This is a genomic window from Agromyces sp. 3263 (assembly GCF_031456545.1).
GTDB lineage: Bacteria > Actinomycetota > Actinomycetes > Actinomycetales > Microbacteriaceae > Agromyces.
Genome location: NZ_JAVDUV010000002.1, coordinates 798,438 through 811,610, shown reverse-complemented (window position 1 = coordinate 811,610; position 13,173 = coordinate 798,438). Strand labels below are relative to the sequence as shown.

The 13,173-nt window shown below is 71.6% G+C and carries 14 protein-coding genes; 8 read left to right on the top strand and 6 right to left on the bottom strand.

The features are described 5' to 3' along the window. Positions 1 to 97: 97 nt before the first annotated feature. The gene (locus J2X63_RS17110) at positions 98 to 1,402 is read right to left on the bottom strand and encodes a hypothetical protein (RefSeq protein WP_309979438.1); all 1,305 of its coding nucleotides are present in this window, start codon (positions 1,400 to 1,402) and stop codon (positions 98 to 100) included. 8 nt (positions 1,403 to 1,410) lie between these two features. After that, positions 1,411 to 3,033: a hypothetical protein gene (locus J2X63_RS17105; RefSeq protein ID WP_309979436.1), complete on the bottom strand. Its 1,623-nt coding sequence runs from the start codon at positions 3,031 to 3,033 to the stop codon at positions 1,411 to 1,413. A 187-nt stretch (positions 3,034 to 3,220) separates the two neighbouring features. Between J2X63_RS17105 and J2X63_RS17100 the strand changes: the two genes are divergently transcribed. From J2X63_RS17100 to J2X63_RS17090, 3 genes are read left to right on the top strand one after another with little or no spacing between them, the layout of a single operon-like run. Beyond that, positions 3,221 to 3,619: a PPOX class F420-dependent oxidoreductase gene (locus tag J2X63_RS17100; protein ID WP_309979434.1), complete on the top strand. Its 399-nt coding sequence runs from the start codon at positions 3,221 to 3,223 to the stop codon at positions 3,617 to 3,619. Continuing rightward, on the top strand, positions 3,616 to 3,903 hold the full coding sequence (locus J2X63_RS17095; RefSeq protein ID WP_309979432.1) for a hypothetical protein: 288 nt from the start codon (positions 3,616 to 3,618) through the stop codon (positions 3,901 to 3,903). Before J2X63_RS17100 ends, J2X63_RS17095 begins: the two co-directional genes overlap by 4 nt. Next, entirely contained in the window at positions 3,900 to 4,889 is a 990-nt protein-coding gene (locus J2X63_RS17090; protein ID WP_309979430.1) for a hypothetical protein, read from the top strand. The genes J2X63_RS17095 and J2X63_RS17090 overlap by 4 nt, the downstream gene beginning before the upstream one ends. An 18-nt stretch (positions 4,890 to 4,907) precedes the next feature. Here J2X63_RS17090 and J2X63_RS17085 read toward each other — a convergent pair whose 3' ends face one another. Next, a complete protein-coding gene (locus tag J2X63_RS17085; protein WP_309979428.1) occupies positions 4,908 to 6,209 on the bottom strand; it encodes an MFS transporter in 1,302 nt (433 codons plus the stop codon). An 84-nt stretch (positions 6,210 to 6,293) separates the two neighbouring features. After that, positions 6,294 to 6,794 (bottom strand): type VI secretion system tube protein Hcp, encoded by a 501-nt coding sequence (locus tag J2X63_RS17080; RefSeq protein WP_309979426.1) that lies wholly within the window; start codon positions 6,792 to 6,794, stop codon positions 6,294 to 6,296. A gap of 88 nt (positions 6,795 to 6,882) precedes the next feature. Here J2X63_RS17080 and prfB point away from each other — a divergent pair, with 88 nt between their 5' ends. Beyond that, complete coding sequence (prfB, locus tag J2X63_RS17075) at positions 6,883 to 7,992, top strand: peptide chain release factor 2 (protein ID WP_309979424.1); 1,110 nt, start codon at positions 6,883 to 6,885, stop codon at positions 7,990 to 7,992. Positions 7,993 to 8,038: 46 nt separating this feature from the next. Here prfB and J2X63_RS17070 read toward each other — a convergent pair whose 3' ends face one another. Beyond that, a complete protein-coding gene (locus J2X63_RS17070) occupies positions 8,039 to 8,788 on the bottom strand; it encodes a gamma-glutamyl-gamma-aminobutyrate hydrolase family protein (protein ID WP_309979422.1) in 750 nt (249 codons plus the stop codon). Positions 8,789 to 8,970: 182 nt separating this feature from the next. Between J2X63_RS17070 and ftsE the strand changes: the two genes are divergently transcribed. The 4 genes from ftsE to J2X63_RS17050 all read left to right on the top strand — a co-directional run bounded on the left by ftsE (position 8,971) and on the right by J2X63_RS17050 (position 12,488). After that, positions 8,971 to 10,188 carry a cell division ATP-binding protein FtsE gene (gene ftsE / locus J2X63_RS17065; RefSeq protein ID WP_309979420.1) on the top strand — a complete coding sequence of 406 codons (1,218 nt, stop codon included), beginning with the start codon at positions 8,971 to 8,973 and terminating at the stop codon, positions 10,186 to 10,188. After that, positions 10,185 to 11,096 (top strand): permease-like cell division protein FtsX, encoded by a 912-nt coding sequence (ftsX, locus tag J2X63_RS17060; protein ID WP_309979418.1) that lies wholly within the window; start codon positions 10,185 to 10,187, stop codon positions 11,094 to 11,096. The genes ftsE and ftsX overlap by 4 nt, the downstream gene beginning before the upstream one ends. 124 nt (positions 11,097 to 11,220) lie before the next feature. Continuing rightward, a complete protein-coding gene (gene smpB / locus J2X63_RS17055) occupies positions 11,221 to 11,697 on the top strand; it encodes an SsrA-binding protein SmpB (protein ID WP_309979416.1) in 477 nt (158 codons plus the stop codon). Positions 11,698 to 11,747: 50 nt separating this feature from the next. Next, a complete protein-coding gene (locus J2X63_RS17050; RefSeq protein ID WP_309979414.1) occupies positions 11,748 to 12,488 on the top strand; it encodes a tyrosine-protein phosphatase in 741 nt (246 codons plus the stop codon). A gap of 15 nt (positions 12,489 to 12,503) precedes the next feature. Here the strand turns inward: J2X63_RS17050 and J2X63_RS17045 are convergent, their stop codons facing one another. Beyond that, positions 12,504 to 13,166: an SIMPL domain-containing protein gene (locus J2X63_RS17045; RefSeq protein WP_309979412.1), complete on the bottom strand. Its 663-nt coding sequence runs from the start codon at positions 13,164 to 13,166 to the stop codon at positions 12,504 to 12,506. Positions 13,167 to 13,173 lie beyond the last annotated feature (7 nt).

Below are 13,173 nucleotides of genomic sequence, written 5' to 3'. Positions count from 1 at the left end.
CACCGAGATGGTGGCGGAGACGTGCCATGGCCGCCATCCGCCGCGCGAGCCCCAGAGCGGGGGTCGCGCGGCGGGTCGGCTCAGCGAAGGGGTGGGGTCACTTCACGTGCACGACGTCGCATCCGAAGAACGCCGTCGAGCCGTCGGGGCCGTCGAAGCGGCCGAAGACGCAGCCTTCGGTGTCGCTCGGGTCCAGCACGCCTGTGCGCGGCCCGAAGTGCAGCACGAGGTCGACGTCGGCGTCCTTCGTGCGCTCGTCGAGCTCGAGCGATCGCTCCGGATGCCCCTTGCGGTGGCTCTCCGTTCCGCCGCCACCGCCGAGCAGGACCGACTCGGACCCGAACTTCACGCTGAGCGGGTCGATCGTGGTCGCGTCGAATGCCACCGGGTTGCCGTACTCGCCGGCGCTCGTGGTGAGCACGGCCAACGGCAGCACCCCCGAGTTCAGTTTCACCGGGTTGGTGGTGCTGCCGGGCTGGATGTTGATCGTGACGGGCACCGCGCAGTCGACCTCGAACGCCTCGGTCAGCGAGTCGTTCGCCGTGTTGGCGTCGACGACCGAGGCGAGCTTCGGCTCGATCGACGTGGTGAACGACACCGAGTGCACGCCGGGCGCGGTGCAGGTCACCGAATACGTCCGCTCGAGGGTCTGCGGGCTGCCGACCGCGAGCGCGGTGACGTCGACGGTGTCCGCCGCCGAAGGCACCACGGTGAGGCCGGGGTCGGCGACGACCGAGCGCGTGACCTCCGCGTCGATCGGTCCATCGGGGCCGGCGTTGCTCACCACGCTCGCCACGGGGACGTCCACCGCGTCGCCCATGACGGCGAACAGCGGTCCCGTCGGCGACACCGAGTCGACGCCGAGATCGGCTTCGAGGCAGTCGGGGTCGGCGGGGTTCGCGGCGCAGAAGTCCTGGATCGGCCCCTCGAGGTCGACGTCGGCCACGGTCTGCCCGAGCTCGATGTCCTCCACGGTGAGGCTCGCGAGGTTCGCCGCGAACGGCACGACGAAGCTGCCCGAACCGCTGTCCTGGATCTCGAGGCGCTCCTGCCCGTCGTTCGTGAACACCCACAGCGGGCTCCACGCGTTCATGACCTCGATGGGCACGCCGTCGGCATCGGCCGTGGTCAGGCGCAGCAGCGGCGGATCGCCGACGTGCGAGTGCGCCCGCTGGATCGACACCTCGACGCTCTGCACGCTCGTCTCGGTGCGGGAGGCGAAGTCGAGCCGCACGACGACGGCCTTCGCGGGGTCGGTCGCGGCATCCACGATCACCGGCAGGGCGGCCGTGCCCGGGTCCTCGGTGGTGTCCGCCTGCACCGTCGTCAACGGCAGGGCCACGATGGCGAGCGTCGCCGCGGCGACCCCCAGCCCCCAGTACGTCATGTGCTTCCGTTGCATGTCGCGCCTCAGCATCCCGCAGCCTGGCAGTGCCCGAAGATGAAGTCCATCCGCCTGATGTCCGACGGCTGGGCGAGTCCGTTGTCGACCATCAGGTCGTTCGAGACCGGGTCCGACACCGTGTAGTCGGTGTCGAAGAACCAGAAGTTGTCCTCCGTGAACTCCTGGCACGCCGACTCGGGTCGACCCGGGAACGCCCCGAGGTCGTCGACGCAGTCCTCGGGCTCCTCGTAGACGTTCGGGGCGTCGTCCTGCTCGAAGTAGCCGCCGTCGCACGTCGTGCTCGCCGACCCCGGCCGCTGGTCGCAGTACTCGTCGGCGAGGCCGAAGGGCTGGTGGCCCGTCTCGTGGGTCACCACCTGGAAGGCGTCGCCCCGGTACGCCGTGTTCAGCGTGCCCGAGAAGATGCGGTCCCCGCGCAGCGCGCAGTCGCGTTGCGACTTGCGGTGCAGGATGGCCCCGGCGTCCGCGAAGGCGAAGTCCTCGTCCCACCCGGGCGGCAGGTCGTGGTCGCAGCTGCCGTCGTTCGCGTCATCCGCCCTGCCCTGGTTCAGCACCACCCAGAAGTTGAACTTGTCCTGGTTCGTGAGGAACGGATCGAACCCGTAGTACGAGGTGTTCACCACCTGGGCGATGTCCTGGACGAACATGGCGTTGAACGGGGCATCCGGCCCGAAGGGATAGGTGTCGACGTCGGCGATGAACACGATGTCGAGTCGGCTCGCGCTCGGACCGGTGTAGACGATCGGGAAGCTCGACGTGCCCGGGTCGCCCTCGGTCGCCCGTCGCCAGCCGCTGAAGATCGGCGTGCCGCCCTTCGCCATGCGGCATCCGTAGGCGAAGTCGAAGTCGTCGGCGCCCGGGTCGGGCGAGGCGGTGAAGGTGAACGTCGCGGATGCCACGCCCGAGGTGTCGACCGCCTTCGTGCGCGTCGTGACGTCGGCGGTGTCAGGCTGGAACCAGATCTCGAGGTCGTCGGCGATGAGCGGCTGGAGCGCGCCGTCGAGCGAGGTCGCCGTGATCGTCACGGTCTCGCCGGCCTGCGGCCATGCGGGCGTGTGCATGCAGCGGATGCGCTGGCCTGGTGCACTCGCCGGCTCGTCCACCTCCACGCGCATGGTCACCTCGACGCGGTCGCCGCCGGTGCCGGCGAAGATGCCGCTCGCGCCGCAGAGCAGCGTCTGCCCGTCGAGGCCGACGCTGCAGGGTGCCACGGTGGCAGAGCCGGCGATGGCCGATCCGGCGGACTGCGACGCGTCGAACAGGTCGTCGCCGAAGCAGAGCCCGCCGTCCTCCTCCCAGATCTCGATCGAGAGCGGCACCTGGCCCGGCGTCGCGAGCGCGGCCGTGTCGACCGTGCGCGAGAACTCCCAGTTCGGCGTGATGTCGGGGTCGCCCTCCTCGGCGTCCTGCGACGGCGTGTCCTCGTTGTTGAACGTCTGGCCGTCGATGGTGACCTTGGCGTACCAGTCGGGGTCGCCGCATCCGTCGTCGCCGCCGGTCAGGCGGATCCGCTCCAGCGTGACCCGCACCTCCACGTCGGGCGCGGCCGCCGCGGGCGACGCCACCACCAGTGGCAGGGCCAGCAGCGGTGCCATCAGCAGCACGCCGAGTAGTCGCGATCGTCGCATGGTGCCCCCCGCACTCGCGGGCCCCCCGGCCCGCTCGCAATCAACAACGAAAGGATTACCACAGGCGCTCGGATGCCGCGCCCCCAGCCCGGGGGACAGGCGGATCCTCCCCGGCGTGTCGCCTCGCGTGGCGCTTGGCGGGCGTCGACGGATGCCGCGGTGCGCCCCTGTGCGGTTGACTGGAGGCATGACCGCCGAGCTCACCGATCACTTCGTCCGCATCCTCACCGCACCCGTCTTCGGCCACCTCGCCACCGTGCGTCGTCACGGAGGGATCCAGGTGAACCCGATGTGGTTCGAGCTCGACGCCGATGCCGGCGTCATCCGCTTCACGCACACCACCACGCGGGCGAAGTACCGCAACCTGCAGCACGACCCGCACATGACGCTCGAGGCGCTCGACCCCGAGAACCCGCTCAAGTACGTGGAGGTGCGCGGCCGGCTCGCCGAGACCGTGCCCGACCCCGAGGGTGCCTTCTACGTCCACCTCGCGAAGCGGTACGGCGAGACCGACCCCGAGCCGCCGGCCGACAAGGCCGACCGAGTCGTGCTCGTCATGCGGATCGAGAAGGTGAACGGCCGATGAGCTCAGGAGCCCCCGGCACGGACGGCAGTGGCGTCGCCCGGCGGCGCACCTCGCTGTACGCGATCATCGGCGTCGTGCTCTCGGCGGGGTCGTTCCTGCTGCCGGCCGTGCCGGCACTCGTCGCCGCGGCCGGCGGCATCGTCCTCGGCGTGATGGGCCGCCGCCAGTTCAAGCGCGATCCGGCCACCGGCCCGTCGTGGGTGTCGCTCGCGGCGATCATCATCGGCGCGTTCGTGTTCCTCAGCCAGGCCGTGCTGCTCGTGAGCTTCACGATGCTCGGTTGACGCCCATGCCGATCGACGCGCTCACCACCGAGGCCGACGAGCTGTACGGGCTCGTGCCCGAGGAGTTCACGTCGGCGCGCAACGCCCGTGCCAAGGCCGTCAGGGCCGACGACCGCGAGCTCGCGCAACGCATCGGCGAGCTGCGCAAGCCATCGCCGGCGGCGTGGATCGTGAACCGGCTGGTGCGCGAGCAGCCCGACGGCATTGACGAGCTGCTCGACCTCGGCCAGGACCTGCGCGAGGCGCAGTCGGCGGGTGACGGCCGGGCGCTCACCGGCATCGGCTCCGAGCGCCGCAAGCTCGTGTCGGGCCTGCTGCACGAGGCGACGAGGATCGCGGATGACGCCGGCCGCCCGCCCTCGCGGGCGGTGCTCGACGAGGTGGAGCAGTCGCTCATCGCCGCCACGGTCGACGAGCGAGCGGGGGAGGCGCTCGCGACCGGCCGGCTGGTGCGTGGCATCCAGGCGGTGGGCTTCGAGGACGTCGACCTCGACGGGGCCGTCGCCGGCGAGGCATCCGCCCGGCGACCGCCGAAGCGCCGCACGACGCGTTCGGGCGGCGAGGTTACGGCCGAGCGCTCGGGCGCGACCGCCTCGAAGCGGACATCGAAGCAGGGCGCCGGTGACTCGGATGCCGCGGCCGAGCGCGAGGCCGAGGCGGAACGGCGACGCGTCGACGCCGCGCGTGCCGCCGAACGCGAGCGCGCCGAGGCCGACGTGCAGGAGGCGCGCGACCGGGCGGAGCAGGCGCAACGCGAGCTCGATGAGGCGCAGGACCTGCTGCACGCCGCCGAGTGGCACGCCGACGAGCTGCGCGACGAGCGCCACGACCTCGAGACGCGCTTGAAGGAGCTCCGCTCGGAGATCGCCGACGCGGAGCGCGGCGAACGCGAGGCCGAGCGGGCACGCGCCAAGGCCGCCACCGCCGCCGACCGCGCGCGCGACGATGTCGAGGCTGCCGAGACCGCACTCGACGCGCTCGGCTGACGTCGGGCCCGGCGCCGTTCAGTCGCGGCGGGGGCGGGGCCGCGGCCGCCGCGGCACGTAGCGCGGCACGTACCGCCACAGCACGGCCGCGCCCACGAGACCGAGCACGCCCATGGTCGCGCTCGCCGCCATGATGGACGCCGCCGAGGTGACGGCCGCGAGCACGAGCGGCGCCGCGGCCTGGCCCGCGTCGGCGATCGTGCGGAACGCGCCGAGGAACGGCGCCGGGTTGGCCCTGGGCGCGAGGTCGGCGCCGAGCGTGAGGATCACCCCGCTCGAGAGGCCGTTCGCCACGCCGAGCAGCACAGCGACGCCGGTGAACCACGCGACGGCGTTCGGCAGGTCGTGCGTGAAGGCGAGCACGAGCTGCCCCACGCCGAGTCCGACGAGGCCGGGGATGGCGCTCCAGAGGCGCCCGAACCGGTCCATCACCTGGCCGCTCACGTAGAACAGCGCGAAGTCGATGGTCGCCGAGACGCCGATCACGATCGCGGCGGCCTCGGGCGGCATCCCGATCGACACGGCCCACAGCGGCACGATCACGGTGCGGCTGGCACGCACGGCCGCGAGCAGGCCCACGCCGCTCCCGATGCGCAGCAGCACCGCACGGTGGGTCGCGATCGCGCGGAACACGCCGTGCGACGCGGCGTCCGCTTCGGCCTCGCCGATCGTGCGCACCCCGCCGGTGATCGCGCCCGATGCGGCGACGGATGCCTCGCGCACGAGCTGCGCGGCGCCGAACACCCGCTCCGGGTCGGGCAGCACGAGCAGCACGACGACGACCGCGAAGCAGGCCGCGACGAGCACCCAGAACACCACCTCCGACGAGCCCGTCCACGCGATGAGCGCGGCGGCCACGAACGGGCCGAGGGCCCACCCGCCGCGGAAGACGCCCGCCAGGGTGGACAGGGCCCGCGCACGCGTCGCCTCGGGCACGTAGCTCGTGAGGAAGGCGTGCCGCGCCAGTCCGAACACCGCGGTCGCGAGCCCCAGCAGGAACATGCCGACGCCCAGGGCGAGCACGGTGGGGGAGACCAGGGCGACGAGCACGCCGATCACCGCCAGCATCGCGGCGCCGATCATCGCGTTGCGCTCGCCGATGCGGGCGACGAGCCAGCCCGACGGCAGGTCGCCGACGAGCTCGCCGACCATGACCATGGCCGCGACCAGGCCGGCCAGGGCGAGCGACGCGCCGCGTTCGGTCGCGACCACGGGGATCACCGGGATGATCGCGCCCTCGCCGATGGAGAAGAGCAGCGTCGGCAGGTAGGCCGGCAGGATGATCGAGCGCCACGAGAACTGGGGCGTCGAGACGGTCATCGCTTCGACGCTACACCCGCTCGCAGCGCCGCTCCCAGCGGCCACTCGGTGCCGGCGTTCGGCGACCGGGTCGGCCGCGCCGGGCTAGGGCGTGGTCGAGACGGTGCCCCGGCGGATATCCCAGTCGACCGTCGCCGGCGAGCCCATCGAGCCGTCTGGCTGCTGCCTGCGGTACTCGAACCGCACCGACCCGAACTCCATGCCGACGGTCTGCTCGACGTCGCCCTCCGACGAGCCGGCGGTGACCACCGAGGTGATCACGAGGTCCTGCATCTTCACGACGAGCCACGCGTCACGACCGCCGCGGGTCACGTGCAGCTCGGCCTTGGGAACGTGCCGGCCGGATGCCACGAACCCGAGCAGCCTCGTGGATGCCGCGTCGAACGCGTGCTCCCAGGTGAGCGCCGTGGGTGACGGGCGTCCCGCGCCGCCGCCTCCGCCATGGCCGCCGCCCTGACCCCACGCGCCGAGGTCGGAGGTCACGCCCCACGTCCACGACAGCAACTCGATCCAGTCCTCGTGGCCGACCGCCGGCGACTCGCCCGGGGCATCCGCGAAGAACGAGAGATACGCGTGACCCGACATGGACGCCCCCTTCGCCGACGGCTCCGCGAGCCACCGCAGGCCGCCGCTGCACCGCAGTGTACGCCCGCGCGACTAGGCTGGGGAGGCCATGTTGGATCTAGACCTCACGCAGGAGATCGCCGCGCTGCGCTCCACCTTCCGCGACATCCGCGCCGTCGTCGACGTCGACGCCCTCGAGGCCGAGATCGCCCGGCTCTCCGAGCAGGCCGGCGCCCCCGACCTCTGGGACGACACCGAGAAGGCCCAGAAGGTGACGAGCGCACTGAGCCACCGGCAGTCCGAGCTGGCCAGGGTGAAGAGCATCGACTCCCGCCTCGACGACCTCGAGGTGCTCGTCGAGATGGCCCAGGAGGCCGGCGACGAGGAGACCGCGGCCGAGGCGCGCACCGAGCTCGCGTCACTGCAGAAGACGATCGGCGATCTCGAGGTGCAGATCCTCCTCGACGGCGAGTGGGACGACCGCCCGGCCGTCGTCACGATCCGCGCCGGCGCCGGCGGCGTCGACGCGGCCGACTTCGCCGAGATGCTCATGCGCATGTACCTGCGCTGGGCAGAGAAGCACAACTACTCGGCCACCGTCATGGACACGAGCTACGCCGAGGAGGCCGGCATCAAGTCGGCCACCTTCGAGATCGACGCCCCCTACGCCTTCGGCACGCTGAGCGTCGAGGCAGGCACGCACCGCCTCGTGCGCATGAGCCCCTTCGGTGCGGCGGGCAAGCGCCAGACGAGCTTCGCGGCCGTCGAGGTCATCCCGCTCATGGAGGAGGCGCAGGAGGTCGAGATCCCCGAGAACGACATCCGTGTCGACGTCTTCCGGTCGAGCGGCCCCGGCGGCCAGTCGGTCAACACCACCGACTCCGCCGTGCGCATCACCCACCTCCCCACCGGCGTGGTCGTGTCGATGCAGAACGAGAAGTCGCAGATCCAGAACCGGGCCGCCGCCATGCGCGTGCTCCAGTCGCGACTGCTGCTCATCCAGAAGGAGCAGGAGGCGGCGCAGAAGAAGGAGCTCGCGGGCAACATCACCGCGAGCTGGGGCGACCAGATGCGCTCCTACGTGCTCGCGCCGTACCAGATGGTGAAGGACCTCCGCACCGACTACGAGGAGGGCAACCCCTCGAAGGTGTTCGACGGCGACCTCGACGGGTTCATCGCCGCCGGCATCAAGTGGCGCAAGCGTCCCGCCGACGACTGACTCGGGCTGCCGCCTGCGCGCGTCCGGCGCCTGCTCCGGTCGGACGCTAGGAGCGCACCGCGAACTTCGCCCGTGCCCGCGTGCGCGCCGCGGCGATGAACGCCTGGATCAACGCGATGCCCTCGGGGTCGAGCCGCTCCTCGGGATGCCACTGCACGCCGAGGCAGAAGGCGCCGTCGACGGACTCGATGGCCTCGATCACCCCGTCGGGCGCCGTCGCCGCGACGACGAGTCCTTCACCGAGCCGGTCGACGCCCTGGTGGTGGTGCGAGGAGATGTCGAACTCGCGCTCGTGGGTGATCTCGGCGAGCAGCGTGCCCTGCGCGATGGTCACCGGATGCGAGGTGTGGGTGCCGTACACGTCGCGGTGCGGCGTGAGGTCGACGCGGTCGCCGAGGTGCTGCTCGAGCGTTCCGCCGAGCGCCACGTTGATGAGCTGCATCCCGCGGCACGCGCCGAGCACCGGCAGCCCCCGCTCGCGCGCGAGGAGCGTGAGCGCGATCTCGAGCTCGTCGCGCACGCGCAGCGGCGGGTCGTTCGAGGGATGCGCCTCGCTGCCGTAGAGCTCGGCGTCGAGGTCGCGCCCGCCGGGCAGGAACAGGCCGTCGATGAGGTCGACGAGCCGCTCGGGGTCGTCGAGGTGCACGTCGAGGCTGGGGAAGAGCAGCGGAGCGCCGCCGGCCTCCTGGATGGCGGCCGTGTACGTGTGCGAGATCGCGTCGGTCGGGATGTCGACCCAGGCCCCATAGCTCGCGGACTTGCGATCCGCGACGATGCCGATGAGCGGAACGGTCATGTCGCCTCCCGGGGCGCCGTCGGTTGCTCCCTCCAACCTAGGCAGGTGGCGGCCGATCCGCCACGTGCGCGCCGCGGTTCGCACGCACTGCGACCGGCGGACATAGGCACGCGCGGCCCGCTCCCTGAGAGTTGGGCGAGTCGTGGTCGCGATCGAGGGCGGCCTGCCTAGGCTCTAACGCGATGATCCGATTCGACTCCGTCACCAAGACCTACCCGGGTCAGGCACGACCCGCCCTGAACGACATCGGGGTGGAGATCCTGCGGGGTGAGTTCGTGTTCCTCGTCGGCGCCTCCGGCTCCGGCAAGTCGAGCTTCCTGCGGCTGATCCTCAAGGAGGAGAAGCCCTCGAAGGGCAGGATCCACGTGCTCGGGCAGGACCTCGGGCGCATCTCCAGCCGCAAGGTCCCCTACTTCCGCCGTGATCTCGGCGTGGTCTTCCAGGACTTCCGGCTGCTGCCCAACAAGAACGTCTACGAGAACGTCGCGTTCACGCTCCGCGTCATCGGCAAGTCGCGCGGATTCATCCAGTCGGCCGTGCCCGAGACGCTGAAGCTCGTCGGGCTCGACGGCAAGGGCAAGCGGATGCCGCACGAGTTGTCGGGTGGCGAGCAGCAGCGGGTCGCGATCGCCAGGGCCATCGTGAACAAGCCGCAGATCCTCCTCGCCGACGAGCCCACCGGCAACCTCGACCCGGTGACGAGCGCGGGCATCATGACCCTGCTCGAACGCATCAACGCGAGCGGCACCACCGTGGTCATGGCCACGCACGAGGCCGGCATCGTCGACCAGATGCAGCGCCGGGTGATCGAGCTCTCCGCGGGCGACATCGTGCGCGACGAGCGCGGCGCCGGGTACGGCGCGGCCCTCGGCGACGCAGCGGACGCGTTCGCCGGCGACGCGGAGGCCGATGCCGAGGCCGAGACCGAGCCTGACGCCGCTGATGCCGAGGTCGTCGCGCCGGGTGCGGCCGCCGACACGGCATCCGTGCCCGCCGCCCCGGTGACCGCCGGCACCGCCACCACCGCCGCGGCCGTGGCCGTCGCGGCGGGCGAGGCCAAGGCGAAGCCCGCGCGCACGAAGCCCGCGAAGACGCCGGGCGCCGCCCCCAAGGTGGGCAAGAAGGTCATGGACGAGAAGCAGCCCCTCTACGTCGAGCCCGAAGAGCGCGACGAGGTGACGGACGCCGCGGCGGCCATCACGGCGGCCGCCACCGGTGTCATTCCGCGCCTGCCCGCCGACGGCGACGCGCCGCAGGCCGAGGCGGACGACGACGCGGCTGCGCCGAAGGCCGGCGCCGCGGCATCCGACCAGCTGACGCTCGCCGAGCGGCTGGGGCTGCGTGCCCCGGGCGGTCCGCGCGAGGGAGACGACGAGCAGGAAGTGGGACCGACGCGATGAGGTTCGGACTCGTCCTCTCCGAAGCGGCGAGCGGCCTGCGCCGCAACGCCTCCATGGTCGTCTCGGTCGTGCTCGTGACGTTCATCTCGCTCACGTTCGTGGGCACCGCCGCGCTGCTGCAGCTGCAGATCGCGCAGATGAAGAACTACTGGTACGACCGCGCGCAGGTCGCCGTGTACCTCTGCACGTCCGTGTCCACGGCTGCCGGTTGCGTCGACGGCGAGGCCACCGAGGAGCAGAAGTCCGCCATCGAGGCGCAGCTCGAATCCGACACCCTCGCGCCGTTCATCGACGAGTACTACTTCGAGGACCACCAGCAGGCCTATGAGAACTTCCAGGAGCAGTTCGAGGGCACGCCGGCCGCCGACTACGTGACGCCCGAGGTGCTCAACGAGACGTTCTGGGTGAACCTCGTCGACCCGTCGCAGGCGGCGGTGATCGTCGAGAGCCTGGCGGGACTCGCCGGCGTCGAGCAGGTGGTCGACCAACGCCGGTACCTCGACCAGATCTTCGACGTGCTCAACGCGGCGAGCTACACCGCCATCGCGATCGCGGCCATCATGCTCGTCGCCGCTGCGCTGCTCATCGCGACGACGATCCGCCTGTCGGCGTTCTCGCGGCGACGGGAGCTCGGCATCATGCGCTTGGTCGGGGCCTCAAACCGATTCATCCAGACGCCGTTCGTGCTCGAGGGCGTGTTCGCCGGCCTCATCGGGTCGCTGCTCGCGGGCGGGGCGGTGATCGCGATCGTCCAGTTCTTCGTGCAGGGCTACCTCGCGAAGAGCCTGTCGTTCACGTTCGTCGACCTCACCGATGCCTTCCTCGTGGTCCCCATCCTCATCGGCGTCGGCGTGCTGCTCGCGGCGGTGTCGGCGGGCATCGCGATCACCCGATACCTTCGCGTGTAGGCAGGCCGGGGCACGTCCCGGCCGACGGGCGGCGGGGGCTGCGGCATCCGCTAGACTCGAAGGCTGCCCGGCCACCCGCCGTGGCGGCATCCGTCAGCAACGCACTCGAACGAAGGAGCACGCCGTGCCCAGGGAACGCGGTCAGAAGGTCGTGGCGACCAACCGCAAGGCGCGCCACGACTACACGATCGAGGACACCTACGAGGCGGGCATCGTGCTCACCGGCACCGAGGTGAAGTCGCTGCGCGAGGGCCGGGCGTCACTCGTCGACGGCTACGCGTTCATCGACGGCGGCGAGATGTGGCTCGATTCGGTGCACATCCCCGAGTACACCGAGGGCACGTGGAACAACCACTCGCCCCGGCGCAAGCGCAAGCTGCTGCTGCACAAGCACGAGATCGTGAAGATCAGCCACAAGACGAAGGAGGGCGGCTACACGCTCGTCCCCCTGCAGATCTACTTCGCCGACGGGCGCGCGAAGGTCGAGATCGCCGTCGCCAAGGGCAAGCGCGAGTACGACAAGCGCCAGGCCCTGCGCGAGCGCCAGGACAAGCGCGAGGCCGACCGCGCGATCTCGAGCCGGCGCAACCTCGGCGACTAGGCAGCAGGCTCCCAGCCGCCGTGTCGTCCCCGCGCGGTAGGCTCGCGTCGATGGAGACGTCGACGCGCATCCCGGTTCCCGGCACCTACAACTTCCGCGACGTCGGCGGCCTGCCGGCCGTGGGAGGACGGATCCGTGAGGGCGTGCTGTTCCGCTCCGACGGGCTCTACCGGCTTGGCGACGACGGTCGCGACGAACTCCGGCGGCTCGGTGTCGGCATCATCATCGACCTGCGCGACGAGAACGAGTCGCGCGCCATGCCCGACGACCTCGACGGCCTCGACGTCGAGGTGCTCCAGCTGCCCGTGTTCGAGGGCTCCGGCGCCTCGCAGGGCGCCGGCGGCATCTCGCTCGACGCCCTCTACGAGCGCATCGTCACCCAGCACGCCTCGGTGGTCGTGAGCGCGCTCCGCGAGATCGCGAGCGCCGGCGACCGCTCGGTGGTGGTGCACTGCACCGCCGGCAAGGACCGCACGGGCATCGTCGTGGCCCTCGCGCTGCTCGCCGTCGGTGTGGACCACCAGGCCGTCGTCGACGACTACGCGCGCACCGAGGCGAACCTCGCGGGGGAGTGGCTCGAAGAGATGGTCGCGCTGATCGGTCGCTACGGCGTGCCCGACACCCCGGAACTGCGGGTGCTCATGGGTGGCAGCCCGCCCGAGGCGCTCGAGGGCGTGATCGACACCGTCGAGCGCATGCACGGCTCCGTGCGCGAGTACCTGCTCGCGTCGGGCCTCAGCCTCGCCGACCTGTCGGCCCTCGAGCAGCTGCTCGTCGAGCCCGACGCCTGACGCCGCGCCGCCCGCTCAGGCGGGATCGGCCGTGAAGCGTGCGTCGACCGACGCCTCGATGACGAGCTCGGCAGGCGCGAACTCGGGCGCGGGCGGCCCGCTGAGATCGGCCGCCGTGCGCATCATCATCGCCTTGGGCGCGGCGGGCATCGGCTGCGCGCTCAGCATGCCGTGGTCGGCGAGCTCAACGGGAGCGGGCGTGCCGAGTCCGAGCGCCGACGCGTAGACCTGCGCCTTCGCGACGGCATCGGCGACGGCCGCACGCTGGGCGGCCTCCTGCACGCGCCGGCGCGTGGCATCCGTCAACCGCCAGTCGATGCCCCCGACGGCGAGCTCGTCGCCGGTGGCGACCTCGCCGACCCACGCGCCGAGTCGGTCGAGGTCGGTGAACACGACCTCGACGTCGGCGCTGGCCTGGTGCACGACCGGGAGCTGCTTGCCCTCGTTGTTCCACGGACGGTAGGACCACACCCGGAGCTGGCCCGCCGACCACGTGTCGAGGGAACCGGATGCCTCGAGCTGTCGCACCTCGGCCAGCAGCCGTTCGTGCGCGCGGCCCGTGCGTGCGGCCACGTCGTCGCGCGCCGCGCCTGAGCCGCCCACCGACAGGGAGACGGCGGCGAGCTCGGGGGCGATGCGCTCTTCTGCGCGGCCGGTGACGGCGATCGTGGTCGGCATGTTGCCC